The following is a 17,612-nucleotide window of genomic DNA, read 5'->3' as shown; positions in this document are numbered from 1 at the left end:
GGCGCCCTTTCTTTTTGGTTCAGGCCAAGAGGGGCCAAGCCCCCTTGCCGCCCGGTTTATTCGACCGTCGCAGTCACGATGTAATCGGGGTCTTCCACCAGCCCGTTGAGCTGCGGCGGGCCTTTCTTGATCGTATCAACGACCTCCATCCCCTCGATCACATGACCGACGATGGTGTATTGGCCATCCAGATGCGGCGCCGGTTCAAACATGATGAAGAACTGGCTGTTGGCGGAATTGGGGTCCGCCGAACGCGCCATGCCGACCATGCCACGGGTGAACGACCGGTTCGAGAATTCAGCCGGAAGATCGCCGTATTTCGAGCCGCCCATGCCCGCCATTTGAATATCGCCGCCCCGCTTACCGAACTGCACATCGCCCGTTTGCGCCATGAAACCGCCGATCACGCGGTGAAACACCACGTCATCATAGGCGTGCTCATTGGCCAATTGGGTGATCCGCTCCACATGCTGGGGCGCGACATCGGGCAGCAGGTCAATGACCACGCGGCCCGAGGTTTCGCCCCCGATTTCGAGCACGAGGTTCGGCCCCGGCCCATCGGGCGCGGTGGTGCCATCTTGCGCGAAAGCAGTGCTGGCCGCAAAGGCCAGCACACCAGCTGCGAGAAGCTTACGCATCCGCCGCCACCTTCACCGAGATCATGCGGTCCGGGCTTGCCGGCGGCTCGCCACGGGCGATTTTGTCGACATGCTCCATGCCCTCAATCACGCGGCCATAGACGGTGTATTGGCCGTTGAGGAAATGGTTGTCGGAGAAGTTGATGAAGAACTGGCTGTTGGCCGAGTTCGGGTTCATCGAACGCGCCGCCCCAAGGGTGCCACGATCATGCGGCAGTTTGGAGAATTCGGCTTTCAGATCAGGGTATTGCGACCCGCCCGTACCGGCGCGACGCGGGTTGTAGTCTTTTTCCATATTGGCGTGTTCAACATCGCCAGTTTGCGCCATGAACCCTTCGATCACGCGGTGGAAAGCGACGTTGTCATAGGCACCGTCGCGGGCAAGCTGTTTCATCCGCTCGCAATGGCCCGGCGCAACGTCGCTGAGCAGCTCAATCACCACGGGGCCATCTTTGAGGGTGATGATGATGGTGTTCTCGGGGTCTTTGATATCGGCCATGGGGCTCTCCTGATTGGTCTGGGCGCAACTTAAGCACTGTGCGCGCGGCTGAAAAGGGCAAAGCGTGGGTCGATTTTCACGACCGCATGGACAGTCCTCCGTCCCAACACCTCAATCCAAGCCGAACCATCAAACGCCAAAACAAGCATGACAATATGTCGCAGCCAAATCGAAATACCAGTAACTTTTGCGCAACAAACACACCCATATCATCTTGTTATCAAAGGGTAATATTCAATAACCGAGACCACCATGAAGTTAGCAAAGATTATGATTCTCCCATTAGTGGCAGTTTTAGGAGGCTGTGAGGCCACGACTGTTCCAGTCAAAAATGGGGTTACGTTTGACCGCTACGAGCGCGATACAGTTTTTTGTCAAGCGGAGTCTACCCGGCAGGTACCGACCAATACTCAAGTTTCTTGGGGCCCGTACACCGGCCTCTACTCAGTCGACACCAACACCCAAATTCGCGCGAAAACGAACGAGATATGCCTTCGAGACAAAGGCTACCAACTGGTTTCGATCCCCTATTGCTCCGGAGCTAACTTAAAAGCAGCGGATGCAGAATCCCGCACGCAACACCAACGTTCCGACGTTATGCGGGTGAACGAAAACAGCTGCTACGTGATCTCTTGGGAGGGCAACACGTATATTTACACACCGAAGTGACCTGACACCCTCTAACGAATGCGAAACGCCTCGCGTGAAGACCACGCGGGGCGTTGACGGGGGCTGCGCATCGGGGCAAGTTTGCGCCAGCCGCGGGTGGACGGCCCCCGCCACGCGCAGACATCAGGAGAATGACTATGGCTTGGAAAACGCTCGACGAGGTGGAACTGGCGGGCAAGGTCGCGCTGGTGCGCGTCGACATCAACGTGCCGGTGGAAAACGGCGTGGTGACCGATGCGACGCGGATCCTCAAGATCGTGCCGACGGTGAAAGACATCCTCGCCAAGGGCGGCAAACCCGTGCTGCTCGCGCACTTTGGCCGCCCGAAAGGCCAAGTGGTGCCGGAAATGAGCCTGCGCCCCTTGGTGCCGGAACTGGAAAAGGCGCTGGGTGCGCCGGTGAAATTTGCCGAAGACTGCATCGGTGGCCCGGCGAAAACCGCTGTCGCCGCGCTTGAAGCGGGCGAAGTGCTGCTTTTGGAAAACACCCGTTTCCATGCGGGCGAAGAGAAAAACGACCCGGAACTGAGCGCGGCCATGGCGGCACTCGGTGAGGTCTATGTGAACGATGCTTTCTCTGCGGCGCACCGTGCGCACAGCTCGACCGAAGGCGTGGCGCATATCTTGCCCTCGGCTGCGGGCCGTTTGATGGAAGCCGAACTCAAAGCGCTTGAAGCCGCGCTTGGGGCCCCGGTGCGCCCGGTCTGTGCCGTTGTGGGCGGCGCGAAAGTGTCGACCAAGCTCGACCTTCTGGGCAACCTTGTGAGCAAGGTCGATCACCTCGTCATCGGCGGCGGCATGGCCAACACCTTCTTGGTGGCGCAAGGCATCGACGTGGGCAAATCCTTGGCCGAACGTGAAATGGCCGAGACCGCGCGAGATATCTTGGAAAAAGCAAAAACCGCTGGCTGCGCGATCCACCTGCCGGTTGATGTGGTGGTGGCGCGCGAGTTCAAAGCCAATGCCGAAAACGAAACCGTGCCAAACACCGACTGCCCGAGCGATGCGATGATTTTGGACGCGGGTCCGAAATCGGTCGAAGAAATCGCCACTGTGTTCGAAGCCTCGAAAACGCTGATCTGGAACGGTCCGCTCGGGGCCTTTGAAATTGCGCCCTTCGATGCGGCCACGAATGCGGCGGCACAAAAGGCAGCGGAACTCACCCAAGATGGCAAGCTGACCTCGGTTGCGGGCGGCGGGGATACCGTGGCCGCACTCAATAAAGCCGGTGCCGCAGACGACTTCAGCTATATCTCCACAGCAGGCGGCGCCTTCCTTGAATGGATGGAAGGCAAAGAACTACCCGGCGTGGCTGCGCTGATGAAATAAGTTTGGCATCATGGCCAAACAGAAGGGCGGCCCCACGGGACCGCCCTTTTTTGTGTCTGCGATGGCGCCTTAGCGGCCGAGCACATAGCGCCCTGGGGCCGCGCCAAGGCTTTTGCCAAGCGCGGGGGGCGTGATTTCTTCGCCACCGCCTTTGGCGCGCAGCCATTCGCCCCAAGCGCCCCACCACGAACCCGCGACTTTTTCCACCGCACCGGCCCAATCTTCGGGGCCGGGATGCGGCTGGCCATGCACATGGGTGAGCAGCCGATATTTGGCGCGCGGGCTGCCGGGCGGCGCAACAATCCCGGTGTTATGCCCACCCGAAACCAGCGCGAAGCTCACCTCGCCCCCCATCAGCCATGTCAGTTTGAAGACCGAATGCCATGGCGCGATATGGTCGTTTTCGGTGGCCACGGCAAAAACCGGGCAGCGCACGTCGCGCAACATCACATGCGCGCCGCCCGCCTCCATCCGACCGTCAGCCAGATCATTGTTCAAGAACAGATGGCGCAGATATTCCGAATGCATCTTATAGGGCATCCGCGTCGCATCTTGCGACCAAGCCCCCAGCGCCGAGGCGGCATCGCGCTCACCCAGCATGTAATCATGCACCATCTTGGACCACACTAGGTCTTTCGATTTCAGCATCGAGAAGGTGCCCGCCATCGCGGATTTGTCCAAGAACCCCTCTTGCCACATCATATCTTCCAGAAGGGCAAGCTGGTCTTCATTGGTGAAGAGGCTCAATTCCCCCGCTTCGGTGAAATCCACCTGCGCGGCGAGCATGGTAAGCGAGGCAAGACGATCATCGCCATCCCGCGCCATCGCAGCGGCGGCCACCGAAAGGAGCGTGCCGCCCAAGCAATAGCCAAGCCCATGCACCTTCGGCGCACCGGTGATTTTGCCAATCGCATCGAGCGCCGCCATCACGCCCAATTCGCGGTAATCGTCAAACCCAAGATCTCGGTCGTTTTCTTCGGGATTTTTCCAGCTGATGCAGAAGACCGTAAAGCCCTGCTCCACGAGCCAGCCAATCAGGCTTTCGGGCGGCGTCAGATCAAGGATATAGTATTTCATGATCCACGCCGGCACGATCATCAGCGGCACCGGATGCACCTTATCGGTGACCGGGGTGTATTGGATCAGCTCAATCAACCGATTGCGGAACACCACCTTGCCGTCAGTCACGGCGACATTCTCGCCGGGGGTAAAGGCGGGGGCCTCTTCGTCATGGAAAAGCGCATGGCGCATGTCTTCGGCCATATGTTTCCAGCCGCGCACAAGGTTCTGCCCACCCTCTTCTTGGGTGCGGGCGATCAGTGCGGGGTTGGTGGCCAAAAAGTTCGAAGGCGACAGCATGTCGAGCATTTGCCGCCCGTAAAACTCCACCAATTGCTCGTGCTTTTTCTCAACGCCCGAAAGCCCGGTCGCGGTCTCTTGCCACCAAGCTTGCGTGGCCAAAAAGCCTTGGGCGTAAAGGGAATAGGGAAAAGTCAGCCAATCGGGGCTCGCAAAGCGGCGATCAGATTTGATCGGCTCCACACAAGCCTCGCCATCAAGCCGCCCGCCTTTCAACTGGCATTGCACCTCTGCCGCCAGTTTTTGCGCGCGCGCCATGGCGTTAAAGCCGACCTCGGCCTGTTTGCCCGGGCTCATCGCCATATGCGAGGCCCAATCTGCCCAAGCCAGCCACAGAGAGACTGGTGAAAGCCCCCCCTCTGCCTTGCCCATCAGAGCGTGAACCATACGGTCGAAACGACGGAAACCGGCTTCATCCAGTGCCGGTTCCGCCTCGGGGCGGATCTTTGCAGGGGCAGTCATGTCTTCCTCGTGAAACGGGCGGGCACGCCCGATATTTCGGGGGGCGGCGAACCGCCCGCCCCTTTCCTTTGCAAGACGTGAGAGCCCCTGTGGGGGAGCTTAGCTCAAGCCTTTTTGGCGACCATCGTCATGAGCGCCGCGCCCTCCTCGGTGGCGCTGCGCAAGGCCGTTTCGGCAATCTCTCCGGCATGCGAAGCCAGCTTAGTCGTTTCCACCGAATAATCGGTGAACAACCGGCTCCAAAAATCTTGCCAAAGCTTTGCCGCTTCGATCGGATCAGACGCCTCGGCCAATTCGCGAAGCATCGCCTTGTCCCGCTCGAACCGGGTTTTGATGAAATCGAGCATTTCGATATTTTGCCCGATCATCGCCTCGGCCATACGCGCTTGTGGTGCGAACATCATCGACCACGCATCCATCACCGAAGCTGTCGTCTCAGTCTTAGTGGGTGCCTTAACCATCGCAATTCCTCCCCTGGTGCGATGCCTTACGCTAGCACGTTTTTGCATTTGCAGCATCGCTTTTTACGTGTGCTCCGGCAAAAATGCTGCACTGCAGCGTTCAATTTTTAGGCACCTGCCCGAAATTCCACAGCCTAAAGATGAAAAGTGACGCTTTGACATGGCACCGACGCGTAGCCCGCCTAAAGTCGGGCCAAGGACAGGGGACTTTCATGGCGATCCACGCATCCATTCATCACCTTACACATTACACTTATGACCGCCCGGTGACATTGGGCCCGCAAATCATCCGGCTGCGCCCGGCACCGCATTCGCGCACGCGGGTGATTTCGCACAGCCTGAAGGTGAGCCCCGGCGGGCATTTTGTGAACCACCAGCAAGACCCCTATGGCAATTGGCTGGCGCGATTTGTGTTCCCCGAGCCGGTGACGGAATTCAAGATCGAGGTCGATCTGGTCGCTGATATGACGGTCTATAACCCGTTTGACTTCTTCTTGGAGGAAAGCGCCGAGCTTTGGCCCTTTGACTACCCTGAGGAGCTGCGCGAAGACCTGAGCATCTATCGCACGCCCGAACCCGAGGGCCCGCGGCTCGCGCAATTCATTGGCACGGTGGATTTTACCCAAACCCGCACGGTAGATTTTCTGGTCGCGCTGAATGCGCGCATCTCGAACGAGGTGAATTACACGATCCGCATGGAGCCGGGCGTACAAACACCTGATGAAACGCTGGAAAAAGCCTCTGGCTCGTGCCGTGATTCCTCTTGGCTTTTGGTACAGGTGTTGCGCCACTTGGGCTTTGCGGCGCGCTTTGTCTCGGGCTATCTGATCCAACTCGCCCCTGATGTGAAAGCGCTCGATGGCCCCTCTGGCACCGAGGTGGATTTCACCGATCTGCATGCTTGGGTTGAGGTGTTCCTGCCCGGCGCGGGCTGGGTGGGACTGGACCCGACCTCGGGCCTGCTGGCGGGGGAAAGCCATATTCCGCTGGCCGCCACGCCGCATTACCGCAATGCCGCGCCGATTGCGGGGGGCTTTTCCTCGGCGGGTGCGCCGGAGGTCGGCTTTGAGTTTGACATGCAGGTCAAACGCGTGGCCGAACACCCACGCATCACCAAGCCGTTTTCCGATGAGGCATGGGATCGGCTCAACACGCTTGGCCGCAAAGTCGATGAAACGCTTGCTGCAGGCGATGTGCGGCTCACGATGGGGGGCGAGCCCACTTTCGTCTCGGTGGATGATTTCCAATCGGCGGAATGGAACACAAAAGCGGTCGGGCCGCAAAAACGCGGCCTCGCCGATGATCTGATCCGCCGCTTGCGGCATCGCTTCGCGCCGGGCGGCTTTTTGCATTACGGCCAAGGCAAGTGGTATCCGGGCGAAAGCCTGCCGCGTTGGACCTTTTCGCTCTACTGGCGCCGCGATGGCCAGCCGGTCTGGCGCAACCCCGATTTGGTCGCGCACGAGGCCGCGCCCCAGCCCTTGGGGGCGAAGGAGGCCGGTCAATTCATGGCCACCTTTGCCGAGAAATTGGGCCTAGACCCGGCCTTTGCCCAACCTGCCTATGAAGATCCCGGCGAGTGGATCTTGAAAGAAGCGAACCTGCCGCCGAATGTCTCGCCGCAGAACTCAAAGCTGAAAAACCCAGAAGATCGCGCGCGTTACGCGAAGGTCTTCAACCGTGGCCTCACCGAACCCTCTGGCTATGTGTTGCCCATTCAGCCGATGTGGCAAGCCGCCGACAAGCCTGCGCGCTGGCGCTCGGAGCTGTGGAAACCCCGGCGCGGGCATATCTTCCTCATTCCCGGCGATAGCCCGGTGGGCTTCCGGCTGCCTTTAGGCGCGCTGCCCTATATTCCGCCTGCCGCCTACCCCTATGCTTACCCGGCGGACCCGACGGTGGAGCTGGCCCCCCTGCCCGATTTCCACGCCGCCGTGGCCGAGCGCCGCCGCGCGGTGCAGGCCGAAATTGACCGTTTGGCGCAAGAGGAAGCCGAGCGGGAGGCAATGCTGCCCCCTGTCACGCCCGGCCATGCGCAGGGGTCGATCCCCGGTGCGCCAGAGGCCGAACGCCAAGCAATGCAGCCGCAAGACACGCATCTGGGCGCGGGCACAGACCCATCGGGCGGCGCGGTGCGCACGGCGCTGACGCTGGAGCCGCGCGACGGAAAACTTTGCCTCTTCATGCCGCCTTGCGACACGCTGGAAGATTATCTGGATCTGATCGCCAGCGCCGAGGCGACGGCGGAAGAGTTGAACCTGCCCATTCATATCGAAGGCTACGCGCCGCCGCATGACCCGCGCCTCAACGTGATCCGCGTCGCCCCCGACCCCGGCGTGATCGAGGTGAACATCCACCCCGCGCATTCGTGGGAAGATTGCGTCGCCACCACCGAGGCGATTTATGAAGAGGCGCGCAATTCCCGCCTTGGCGCGGATAAATTCATGATTGATGGCCGCCATACCGGAACGGGGGGCGGCAACCATGTGGTTGTGGGGGGCGCAACGCCGAATGATAGCCCGTTCCTGCGCCGCCCCGATGTGCTGAAATCGCTGATACTGATTTGGCAGCGCCATCCTTGCCTGAGCTATCTGTTCTCGGGCCTGTTCATCGGCCCGACCTCCCAAGCCCCGCGCATTGATGAGGCGCGCCACGACACGCTTTATGAGCTGGAAATCGCGTTGTCGCAAATTGGCGATCCGGTGGGGGGTGGCCCGCTGCCGCCGCCGTGGCTGGTGGACCGGCTGCTACGCAACATGCTGATTGATGTGACCGGCAACACCCATCGCGCCGAGATTTGCATCGACAAGCTTTACTCCCCCGATGGCCCCACAGGGCGGCTCGGGCTCGTGGAGTTCCGTGGCTTTGAAATGCCGCCGCATCCGCGCATGAGCCTTGCCCAGCAACTGCTTCTCCGCGCGCTCATCGCGCGGTGCTGGAATGCGCCGGTGAAGGGCCGCCCCGTGCGTTGGGGCACAGTGCTGCATGACCGTTTCATGCTGCCGCATTACCTGTGGGAAGACCTGCTGAGCCTGCTTGCCGATCTGCGCCAGCATGGCTTTGACTTCGACCCGGTCTGGTTTGAGGCGCAATCTGAATTCCGCTTCCCCTTCTGCGGGCAGGTGGAGGCCGAGGGCGTGCATCTGGAACTGCGCCAAGCTTTAGAGCCTTGGCATGTGCTGGGCGAGACCGGCGCGATTGGCGGCACGGTGCGCTACACCGATAGCTCGGTTGAGCGGTTGCAGGTGAAACTGACCTCGCTGCACCAAGACCGTTACACCGTGATGTGCAACCAACGCCCGGTGCCGCTTGCGCGCACGCAAACCTCTGGCACTTCGGTCGCGGGGGTGCGGTTCAAAGCGTGGCAACCGCCCGCCGCTTTGCATCCTGTATTGCCGGTCAACACGCCCTTGGTCTTTGACATCTATGACACATGGACCGGGCGCGCTTTGGCGGGCTGCACCTATCACGTCGCGCATCCCGGTGGGCGCAATTATGACACCTTCCCCGTCAATGCCTATGAGGCTGAGGCACGGCGCTTGGCGCGGTTTGAACCATATGGCCATAGCGGTGGCAGTTATACCCCAGCCCCCGAGGTGCCACATCCGGAGTTTCCGTTGACGCTTGACCTGCGCCGCCCCATCGGGCTTGAGTGAGGCAAAAAGATGTGAGCCATGACCGCCAACCCCACCCCCAATCTGTTTGAGGCCTATCACCTTCGTCCGGGGGTGGCGGATGAACTGTTTGATGCCGCGGGCGAAATGCGCCCCGTGTGGCGCCGCTTTGTGGATCGTTTCGCACGGCTCTCCCCGGCCGAGGTCACGGCGAGGTTTGAACGCGCCGATCAATATCTGCGCGATGCCGGGGTGTTCTTTCGCCACTATTCGAACGAGCCGCTGAGCGAGCGCGCTTGGCCGCTCTCGCATATCCCGGTCATTTTGCATGAAAAGGAATGGGACACGATCTGCGCCGGGCTCACGCAACGCGCGGATTTGCTGGAAGCGGTGGTGGCCGATCTTTACGGCCCCGGCAAATTGGTCAGCGACGGCCATTTGCCCGCCGAACTGATTGCCGGCTCCAAACAATGGCTGCGCCCGATGGTGGGGGCGACCCCGCGCGGCGGGCATTACCTGCATGTGATCGCCTTTGAAATTGGCCGCTCGCCCGATGGCGGCTGGTTCGTGCTCGGCGATCGCACCAATGCGCCCTCTGGCGCGGGCTTCGCGCTGGAAAACCGCATGGCCACAGGCCGGATTTTCCCCGAACGGTTTCCACGCGCCCATATCCACCGCCTTGCGGGCTATTTCGGCGCCTTTCGTGCAGCGCTCGAACAAGTGGCCCAAGGCAGCGGCGGGCGCGAACGGGCGACGGCGATCCTGACCCCCGGCCCCTCGAACGACACCTATTACGAACATACCTATATCGCGCGCTATCTGGGCTTGCCGCTTTTGGAAGGCGAAGATCTTTTGGTGCAAGACGCGCAAGCAATGGTGCGCACCATCGAAGGCCCGCAGCCTTTGGGCGTTTTGTGGCGCCGCATTGACGCGACCTTCGCCGATCCGGTGGAGCTTGACGCCACCTCCCGTATCGGCACGCCGGGGCTGGTAGAGGCGGTGCGCGCGGGCAATCTGGCGATGGTCAATGCGCTGGGTTCGGGTGTGCTTGAGATGCGCGCCATGCTCGCCTTCATGCCGCGCATCTGTCAGGTGCTGACCGGCGGGCCGCTCAAGCTACCCAATATCGCGACTTGGTGGTGCGGCGGCGGGTCCGAGCGCGCCTATGTACGCGACAATGCCGAACACATGATGATCGGCTCGGCCTATGCCTGCGATCTGCCCTTTGATCTGGGCGCCACCACCGCGCTTGGCGGTGCGTTCCGGGGCTCGGCCCGCGCCTCGATTGCCGAATGGCTGGAGGCAGAAGGCAACATGCTGGTCGGCCAAGAGGCGGTGACGCTTTCGACCACGCCCGCATGGGTGGATACGGGCGAAGGCCAACACCGAATTGAGCCGCGCCCGATGACGGTACGGGTCTTTGCCGCGCGCGATGCCAATGGCCGTTGGATCTTTATGAAGGGCGGCTATGCCCGAATTGGCCGCTCGGGCGACACGACCGCGCTGGCCATGCAGCGCGGCGGTGCAGTGGCCGATGTCTGGGTGGTGGGCGACCGCCCGGTGCGCCAAGACACGCTGTTGCCGCGCCCCTCGCGCGGGGTGCGCCGCGCCTCGCCCGGTATTTTGCCCGCCCGTGCGGCGGATAACCTGTTCTGGCTCGGGCGCTATGTGGAACGCACCGAAGATGCGATCCGGCTGATCCGCGCCTATCATTTGCGCCTTGCCGCCACCGACAACACCGAAGATGCGCGGCTGCGACTGTTGCGGCACTTCCTTGAAGGCTATGGGATCGACCTGAAAGAGCCGGTGCCAAGCGCCTTGATTGACCGGCTTGAGGCCGCGCGGGCCTGCGCCTCTAAGGTGCGCGACCGTTTCTCGACCGATGGTTGGTCGGCGCTTGGAGATTTGGCGAAAACCGCGCGGCAAATGCACCAAACCGCGCAGCCGGGCGATGATTCCGCCCGCGCCATGTCGGTGCTGTTGCGCAAGATCACCGGGTTTTCTGGTCTTGTGCATGAAAATATGTATCGCTTCTCAGGGTGGACCTTCCTCAGCTTTGGTCGCGCGCTTGAACGTGCCGATGCGCTTTCCGCCGTGCTTGCCACCTTTGCCGACCCCGGTGCGCCAACCGGGGCGCTTGATATCGCGATTGAAGTGGGCGACAGCGTGATCACCCATCAGCGCCGCTACCGGATGGAGCGATCGCGCGACACGGTGGTGGACCTGCTTGCCCTTGATGGCGACAACCCACGCTCGCTTCTGTTCCAAGTGGGGCGGCTGCGCACTTTGGCCGCCGATCTGCCCTATGCACGCGAAAAGGGGCGCTTGGCGGCACTATCGCGGGCCATCGTGCCGGTCGAAAGCCTGCTTTCGGTGGCAAGCCCTGATGATATCACCACGGAACGGCTGATTGAGATGCGCGGCGAATTGGCCGATGTCTCAAACCTCGTTTCGCAACGCTATCTGCGGTGAGCCCCATGCGCTATGATATCCGCCTGAGCATTGATTACGCCTATGCCGCTCCCTCGGACCATTTGCGCAACCTGCTGCGGCTGTTGCCAGCCGAAATACCGGGGCGCCAGCGGGTCTGGACCCGGCGGCTCACCGTAACCCCTACCCCCGAAGAACGCCGTGACCTCCCGGATTTCTTTGGCAATTGGATGACCTCGGTGGCGTGGCATCACCCGGTGGCCGAGGCGCAATTTGAACTTAGCGCACGGGTGGACCGCTTGGCCGCGCCCGAACCACTGGATCTTTCGCCGCCACTGCATGACCTGCAAGCCGAGATCACCGCCGAGATGACGCTTTCGCCTGCGGCCCCGCATCACTTTCTGGGCGCCTCGCCGCGCGTGACCCCCTGTTCCGAAATCACCGCCTTTGCCCGCGCCGCCTGCCCGCGCAATGCCACGGCGGCCTCTGCCGTTGCCGCAATTGGCCACGCGCTTTACCACCGCATGACCTTTGATGCCGAGGCCACAACCGTTGACACGCCAATGCGCGAGGCTTTCGTGAACCGGCGCGGCGTGTGCCAAGATTTCACTCATGTGATGATTGCGGCTTTGCGCGGCATTGGCATTCCGGCGGGTTATGTCTCGGGCTTTTTGCGCACCTTCCCGCCGCCGGGCGAACCCCGGCTTGAAGGCGCGGATGCGATGCATGCTTGGGTACGCGCTTGGGCGGGCCGGGAAATGGGCTGGATCGAATATGACCCGACGAATGACCAACCGGCGGGCGAAGATTACATCACCGTCGCCGTCGGGCGCGATTATGATGATGTGGCCCCGGTGCGCGGGGCGTTGCGCTCGGCAGGTGGGGCCGATACCAGCCAATCGGTCGATGTGCTGCCGCTGGAAGATTGATGCCTGACACCCCCGAAATTCTGCCCCTCGGTCTCGATGGGGTGCTGGTGCGCTTTACGACCCAGTTTTCCGACGATGCAAACCTTGCCGCACAAGCTTTGGCCGCCGCACTTGAGGCCGATCCGCTGCCCGGACAATGCGAGGTTGCGCCGGGGCTTGGCTCTGTTTTGCTGCGTTTTCTGCGCAGCGAAACCGCGCGGGCGGACCTTGTGAGCGCGCTGCAAGAACGTCTCGCCGCCCCCGCGCCACGCCTGCCCGCGCCGCGGCATTTTCTGGTGCCCGCCTGCTTTGGCGGCACTGCTGGCCCGCAACTCATCGAGGTCGCACAACGGGCTGGGCGCAGCGAAACAGACATCATTTCAGAGCTTTGCAACATGGAGTTACGCGTGCTCGCCTTGGGCTTCGCCCCCGGCCAGCCCTATCTGGGGATGCTCCCGGCGCATTGGGACATGCCGCGCATGCCGGACCTCAGCCCCCAAGTCGCGCCGGGCACGATCACCACCGCGATCCGCCAGATCGTGCTTTTTGCCAAAACCTCCCCAACAGGCTGGCGCGCGCTTGGCCGCTGCGCTTTGCGCCCCTTTGCACCGGGGGCCGAAGACCCGTTTCTACTGCGCCCCGGTGATCGGCTGCGGTTCACAGAGGCGACTGAGGCGGAAATCAGCGCGCTTGAGGCCACGGGTGACCCGATGGGTGGCGCCATTCGGAGTTTTCCGAAATGACGAATGCGCTCGAAGTGCTTGCGGTCACGTCACAAATCACCGTCCAAGACCTCGGGCGGCCCGGTTTCACCGCGCTTGGCCTTTCCATCGGCGGGGCCGCAGATCGCCGCGCTTTATGGGAGGCAGCAGCGCTTCTGGACCATACCACCCCGCAAGCTTGTTTGGAAATGCCGCTCACCGGCGGACGGTTTCGCGCGACTTGCCCCACCCGCATCGCGCTGACCGGCGCACCGATGCGGGCAAGCCTTGCAGGCCGCGCGCTGCTTTGGAACGCAAGCCACACGTTAGCGCCGGGCGAGGTGCTGGAAATCGGCCCCGCAGAGGCGGGAATTTATGGCTACATCTCCTTTGCCGGTGGCATTGCCACGCCATTGCAACTCGGGGCGCGCGCGACGCTGGCAAGCGCCGGACTTGGCACGGTGGTGAACGCGGGCATGTGCCTCCCCCTCGGTCCCGACCCTGCGCCCGATACCCCCGCGCAGCGCCTGCCGCTTGAACCGCGTTTCCAAGGCGGCATCTTGCGCGTGATGCCGGGGCCACAGACAGAGTTGTTTGATGCAGCGACCCGCACCCGCGCCTTTGCCACCCCGTTTCGCGCAGGCGCTGGCAGCCGTCAAGGCGTGGCGCTGACGCATGAGGGCGCGCCCTTTGCCAGCCAAACGGCGGGGCTTTTATCGGATTTCATCACGCCGGGCGATGTGCAAACCACCGGCTCCGGCCAACCCACGATCTTGCTCGCGGACTGTCAAAGCATTGGCGGCTATCCGCGATTGGGCACGGTGATCCCCGCCGATCTGCCGATTGCCGCGCAAGCCCGCCCCGGCACGGCGCTGCGACTTGCCCCGGTCACGCTCGCAGAGGCAGAGGCGCTTTCGCCCGAAGAACCCGCCCTCCTTGCCCAGCTTCGCAAAGCGCTGCAACCGCTGATCCGTGACCCCCATGACATTGCCGATCTGCTCAGTTACCAACTGATCTCGGGCGTGGTGCGCGGCGATGAGGAGGATCTATGAACACCGATCTGAATGCCGATATGGGCGAAGGCGCGGGGGCGGACGATGCGCTTTGCGATGTGGTGACCTCGGCCAACATCTGCGCGGGGCTGCATGCGGGCGGGCCGCTTGAGATGGCGCGGGTGCTGCGGATGGCTGCGGACAAAGGCGTTGGGCTGGGCGTGCATCCGGGCTTTGACGACCGGGCGAATTTTGGCCGCACGCGGATGGCGCTGAGCGTGAACGAAATCACTGACCTCATCACCTATCAAACCGGGGCGATGCAGGCGGTGGCGCAGGCCAACGGGCTAAAGCTCAATCATTTCAAGCTGCACGGGGCGCTGGCCAATATGGCCTCCGAAGATGCCGCCCTTGCACGCACCTGCTACAAAGCCGCGCTCGACGTAGTGCCGGACCTGAAAATCATGGTGCTCGCCGCCACCGCGCAAGAAGCCGCAGCGCGCGAGATGGAGGCCGCTTGGGTGGGCGAGATTTTCGCCGACCGCACCTATAATGATGATGCGACGCTCATGGACCGCTCCCTGCCCGGCGCGGTGCTGCATGCCGCCGGCGCCGCCGCAGAGCGGATTTTGACGATGCTGCGCGCGGGCGCAATCATCGCCAAAAGCGGCCATCGGATCCCGGCGAAGATCGACACGATCTGCCTGCATGGAGATACTGCCGAAGCGCTGGAAATGGCGCGGGCCTTGCGCGCGCAATTGCAAGCGGCGGGAGTGACGCTCGCGCGGTTCTAACGGTTCAAAAACGCCAAAACAGAGCGCGCCGCGCGCAGCCCCGGTGGCTCGCCGCCCGCGCCAAGGCGCTGCATGGTGCGCTCCATCGCGTCTAGCTGCGCTTTGCGTTTGGTGGGGTTTTCGAGCAGTTCCAAAAGCGCGCCCGACATCGCGCCGGGCTTGCAGGCGGGGCCAAGGAATTCGGGCACGGCGCGGGTCTCAGACACGAGGTTGACCAGCGTCACCGTATCCACCCGCAAGAGCCGCGAGATAATATGCCACGACAGAAAATTGGCGTCATAGCCAATCACCATCGGTGTGCGGCTCGCGGCCAATTCGAGGCTGACGGTGCCAGAGGCCGCGAGCGCCAGATCCGCCGCAGCAAAGGCGGCGCGTTTGTCGGCCGTGGCCTCCACCACAATCGGCGCAACGGGCCAGCGCGCCGTCATATCGCGCACCAGTTTCGCCACGCCTTTGACCGTGGGCACCACAACGCGCAGCCCCGGTTCACGGTCACGCAGCCGCATCAGCGCCTCGTCAAAACGCGGGCCAAGGCGTTTGACCTCCCCCGCGCGCGAGCCGGGCAGGCACAGAGCTAAGGGCTGATCAGGGCCGATCATGAAGGTTTCGCGAAACTCGGCCGCCTCGGCCTCAGTGGCGCGGGGTTCTGCCACCACCGGATGGCCGACAAAATCGCAACTCATCCCGGCTGCGGTCATATAGGGCGGCTCAAAGGGCAAAAGGGCGAGCACATGGTCGATCACTTTCGCCATTTTGGTCGCGCGCTTTGGCCGCCATGCCCAGACAGAGGGCGCCACATAATGCACGGTTTTCTGCGCGGGATTGGCTTCTTTCACCAAATGCGCAACGCGCAGGCAAAAATCGGGGCTGTCGATGGTGATGAGCGCATCGGGGGCAAAGGCACTGACCGCCTGCGCGGTCTCGGCAATGCGGCGCTTCAAGGCGCGGTATTTGGGCAGCACTTCGGCAATGCCCATCACCGACAGCTCCTGCATCGGGAACAGGCTTGTCAGCCCCTCGGCCTCCATCTCCGGCCCGCCGATCCCGGCAAATTCCACGCCGGGCGCGAGGTCTTTCATCGCCGCCATCAGCGCAGCACCAAGCTTATCCCCCGAGGCTTCACCGGCGAGGAGGAACAGCTTCATGCGCTGCGGCCCCACAGGAATATGCCCGCCGCTTCGGCGGCTTGCACGGTGGCGTCTCGATCAATCAGCAAAACGCCGCCCGCTTCAAAGACGATGCCCGCCAAACCTGCGGCAGCGGCTTTGGCCACGGTGTTGGGGCCAATCGCGGGCAGGTCAATACGGCGGTCCTGGCCGGGTTTCGGCGCTTTGAAAAACACCCCGGTCTTGGCGCCCGGCGCAAGCGCGCGATGCGCGGCGACAAAATCGAGCATCGCATCGGTGCCGGGAAGCGCTTCAACTGCCAAACACAGCCCCCGCGCCACCACCGCGCCTTGTCCCACATCCACCGCGCCAAGGGCGGAAACGATCTCAGCCGCGCGTTCGGCATCGGCTCTGTCTTCCTCGGTCAGGGTGCCACAGATCAGCCCCTCAACCGGAACCAGATCAGGGCAGATCGCGTCCGCGCCAATCACCTCAAAGCCGAACTCTTCAAAGAGCCCGATCACTGCGCGAAGCGTGGCGTCATCCCCCGCCTGCATCGCGCCGACAAGGCGCGGCACCAAGGAAGCAGTGCGGGCGTCAAACATCTCGGGTTCAAGCTTAGGACGCTGCATCGCGCCCGCCAAGCACACCCGGGTGATGCCACGCTCGGCCAAAGCGTCAAACAAAGGCACCAGCCGCTCGACCCGGAAATGCAACACACCAATGCCCTTGACCGGCGCGGGCGCGCCTTCGGGCACACAAACGAGCATTTCGGGCGCTGCGGCCACAAGCCGGGCCGGCAGGCTGCCCTGCCCCGCAATCAGCGCGGTTTCCGCGCCAATAGCCCCCGCCCCGCTCATTGCGGCGTCAGGAAGCTGCGGTCCGACGGACCAAGGATGAAATCGAGCACTTCGCGCACCATGTCGCTCTCGCTGCCTTCGTCCGAAAGCTTGCGGGCTTGGTCACGGAAATTGCCCGCGCCCAGTTCGGTGAACATCGCACGCAGCGCGCTAATGTCGCTGCGCGCCACGCCGCGCCGCTTCAGCCCGACAAGGTTGAGCCCTTCAAGCGCAGCGCGTGGCCCAGCCACCAGCCCATGCGGGATCACATCAGCCGTCACCATCGACAAAGCGCCGATGATCGCCCCATGCCCGATGCGCACCCACTGGTGCACGCCCGACAACCCGCCGATGATCACATCATCTTCAAGCACGCAATGGCCCGCCACGGCGACGGAATTCACCAAAATCACCCGGTCGCCAATTTGCACATCATGCGCCACATGGCTGTTCGCCATGAAAAGCCCATCATCGCCCACTTTGGTGAGCCCGCCGCCGCCTTCTGTGCCGCAGTTCATCGTGACATATTCGCGGATACGGTTGCGCGCGCCAATTTCCAGCCGCGTTTCCTCGCCGCGATATTTCAGATCTTGCGGGATCTGGCCGAGCGAAGCGAAGGGAAAGACAACCGTTCCCTCGCCCACCGTAGTATTGCCCGCAATCACCACATGCGATTTCAGCTCAACATTCGCCGCAAGCTTCACCTGCGCGCCAATATGGCAAAACGGGCCAATTTTACAGCCCGGGCCGATGCTGGCACCTTCCTCGATCACCGCCGAGGGGTGGATACATGCCTGCGCGTCGCTGCTCAT

Annotated in this window: 14 protein-coding genes; 7 read left to right on the top strand and 7 right to left on the bottom strand. The window is 62.5% G+C overall.

Translation table 11 applies throughout. The features are described 5' to 3' along the window. Positions 1–56: 56 nt before the first annotated feature. Both BW967_RS08425 and BW967_RS08420 read right to left on the bottom strand, forming a co-directional pair. Positions 57–638 (bottom strand): peptidylprolyl isomerase, encoded by a 582-nt coding sequence (locus tag BW967_RS08425; protein WP_076484619.1) that lies wholly within the window; start codon positions 636–638, stop codon positions 57–59. Continuing rightward, positions 631–1,137, bottom strand: coding sequence for a peptidylprolyl isomerase (locus tag BW967_RS08420; RefSeq protein ID WP_076484618.1), 507 nt, complete (start codon positions 1,135–1,137; stop codon positions 631–633). The genes BW967_RS08425 and BW967_RS08420 overlap by 8 nt, the downstream gene beginning before the upstream one ends. Positions 1,138–1,943: 806 nt before the next feature. Here BW967_RS08420 and BW967_RS08415 point away from each other — a divergent pair. Next, positions 1,944–3,134 (top strand): phosphoglycerate kinase, encoded by a 1,191-nt coding sequence (locus tag BW967_RS08415; protein WP_076484617.1) that lies wholly within the window; start codon positions 1,944–1,946, stop codon positions 3,132–3,134. A gap of 69 nt (positions 3,135–3,203) precedes the next feature. On the opposite strand, the gene BW967_RS08410 is transcribed toward BW967_RS08415, so the two are convergent. Both BW967_RS08410 and BW967_RS08405 read right to left on the bottom strand, forming a co-directional pair. Further along, positions 3,204–4,955 (bottom strand): PHA/PHB synthase family protein, encoded by a 1,752-nt coding sequence (locus tag BW967_RS08410; protein WP_108188620.1) that lies wholly within the window; start codon positions 4,953–4,955, stop codon positions 3,204–3,206. Positions 4,956–5,059: 104 nt separating this feature from the next. Continuing rightward, entirely contained in the window at positions 5,060–5,416 is a 357-nt protein-coding gene (locus tag BW967_RS08405; RefSeq protein WP_175610429.1) for a phasin family protein, read from the bottom strand. Positions 5,417–5,628: 212 nt separating this feature from the next. Between BW967_RS08405 and BW967_RS08400 the strand changes: the two genes are divergently transcribed. From BW967_RS08400 to BW967_RS08375, 6 genes are read left to right on the top strand one after another with little or no spacing between them, the layout of a single operon-like run. Further along, positions 5,629–9,072 (top strand): transglutaminase family protein, encoded by a 3,444-nt coding sequence (locus BW967_RS08400; protein WP_076484615.1) that lies wholly within the window; start codon positions 5,629–5,631, stop codon positions 9,070–9,072. An 18-nt stretch (positions 9,073–9,090) separates the two neighbouring features. Continuing rightward, positions 9,091–11,502 (top strand): circularly permuted type 2 ATP-grasp protein, encoded by a 2,412-nt coding sequence (locus BW967_RS08395; RefSeq protein ID WP_076484614.1) that lies wholly within the window; start codon positions 9,091–9,093, stop codon positions 11,500–11,502. 5 nt (positions 11,503–11,507) lie between these two features. Further along, positions 11,508–12,389 carry a transglutaminase family protein gene (locus tag BW967_RS08390; RefSeq protein WP_076484613.1) on the top strand — a complete coding sequence of 294 codons (882 nt, stop codon included), beginning with the start codon at positions 11,508–11,510 and terminating at the stop codon, positions 12,387–12,389. Continuing rightward, positions 12,389–13,111 carry a 5-oxoprolinase subunit B family protein gene (locus BW967_RS08385; RefSeq protein ID WP_076484612.1) on the top strand — a complete coding sequence of 241 codons (723 nt, stop codon included), beginning with the start codon at positions 12,389–12,391 and terminating at the stop codon, positions 13,109–13,111. Before BW967_RS08390 ends, BW967_RS08385 begins: the two co-directional genes overlap by 1 nt. After that, positions 13,108–14,121: a 5-oxoprolinase subunit C family protein gene (locus BW967_RS08380; protein ID WP_076484611.1), complete on the top strand. Its 1,014-nt coding sequence runs from the start codon at positions 13,108–13,110 to the stop codon at positions 14,119–14,121. Before BW967_RS08385 ends, BW967_RS08380 begins: the two co-directional genes overlap by 4 nt. Continuing rightward, positions 14,118–14,855, top strand: coding sequence for a LamB/YcsF family protein (locus BW967_RS08375; protein ID WP_076484610.1), 738 nt, complete (start codon positions 14,118–14,120; stop codon positions 14,853–14,855). The genes BW967_RS08380 and BW967_RS08375 overlap by 4 nt, the downstream gene beginning before the upstream one ends. Here the strand turns inward: BW967_RS08375 and lpxB are convergent. Genes lpxB through lpxA form a run of 3 tightly spaced genes read right to left on the bottom strand, consistent with a single transcriptional unit; the run spans position 14,852 to position 17,612 of the window. Beyond that, the gene (gene lpxB / locus BW967_RS08370) at positions 14,852–16,000 is read right to left on the bottom strand and encodes a lipid-A-disaccharide synthase (RefSeq protein WP_076484795.1); all 1,149 of its coding nucleotides are present in this window, start codon (positions 15,998–16,000) and stop codon (positions 14,852–14,854) included. The genes BW967_RS08375 and lpxB overlap by 4 nt on opposite strands. Further along, positions 15,997–16,821, bottom strand: coding sequence for an LpxI family protein (locus tag BW967_RS08365; protein WP_076484609.1), 825 nt, complete (start codon positions 16,819–16,821; stop codon positions 15,997–15,999). The genes lpxB and BW967_RS08365 overlap by 4 nt, the downstream gene beginning before the upstream one ends. After that, positions 16,818–17,612 carry an acyl-ACP--UDP-N-acetylglucosamine O-acyltransferase gene (gene lpxA, locus BW967_RS08360; protein ID WP_076484608.1) on the bottom strand — a complete coding sequence of 265 codons (795 nt, stop codon included), beginning with the start codon at positions 17,610–17,612 and terminating at the stop codon, positions 16,818–16,820. The genes BW967_RS08365 and lpxA overlap by 4 nt, the downstream gene beginning before the upstream one ends.

This window comes from Rhodobacter aestuarii (assembly GCF_900156655.1).
GTDB lineage: Bacteria > Pseudomonadota > Alphaproteobacteria > Rhodobacterales > Rhodobacteraceae > Rhodobacter > Rhodobacter aestuarii.
This window is presented reverse-complemented; position numbering and strand designations above follow the sequence as displayed.

Coding starts and splice junctions, on each gene's coding strand:
- BW967_RS08420 (WP_076484618.1), bottom strand. CDS start 1,137: ATGGCCGATATCAAAGACCCCGAGAACACCATCATCATCACCCTCAAA.
- BW967_RS08395 (WP_076484614.1), top strand. CDS start 9,091: ATGACCGCCAACCCCACCCCCAATCTGTTTGAGGCCTATCACCTTCGT.
- BW967_RS08415 (WP_076484617.1), top strand. CDS start 1,944: ATGGCTTGGAAAACGCTCGACGAGGTGGAACTGGCGGGCAAGGTCGCG.
- BW967_RS08400 (WP_076484615.1), top strand. CDS start 5,629: ATGGCGATCCACGCATCCATTCATCACCTTACACATTACACTTATGAC.
- BW967_RS08405 (WP_175610429.1), bottom strand. CDS start 5,416: ATGGTTAAGGCACCCACTAAGACTGAGACGACAGCTTCGGTGATGGAT.
- BW967_RS08380 (WP_076484611.1), top strand. CDS start 13,108: ATGACGAATGCGCTCGAAGTGCTTGCGGTCACGTCACAAATCACCGTC.
- BW967_RS08375 (WP_076484610.1), top strand. CDS start 14,118: ATGAACACCGATCTGAATGCCGATATGGGCGAAGGCGCGGGGGCGGAC.
- BW967_RS08410 (WP_108188620.1), bottom strand. CDS start 4,955: ATGACTGCCCCTGCAAAGATCCGCCCCGAGGCGGAACCGGCACTGGAT.
- lpxB (WP_076484795.1), bottom strand. CDS start 16,000: ATGAAGCTGTTCCTCCTCGCCGGTGAAGCCTCGGGGGATAAGCTTGGT.
- BW967_RS08425 (WP_076484619.1), bottom strand. CDS start 638: ATGCGTAAGCTTCTCGCAGCTGGTGTGCTGGCCTTTGCGGCCAGCACT.
- BW967_RS08390 (WP_076484613.1), top strand. CDS start 11,508: ATGCGCTATGATATCCGCCTGAGCATTGATTACGCCTATGCCGCTCCC.
- lpxA (WP_076484608.1), bottom strand. CDS start 17,612: ATGAGCAGCGACGCGCAGGCATGTATCCACCCCTCGGCGGTGATCGAG.
- BW967_RS08385 (WP_076484612.1), top strand. CDS start 12,389: ATGCCTGACACCCCCGAAATTCTGCCCCTCGGTCTCGATGGGGTGCTG.
- BW967_RS08365 (WP_076484609.1), bottom strand. CDS start 16,821: ATGAGCGGGGCGGGGGCTATTGGCGCGGAAACCGCGCTGATTGCGGGG.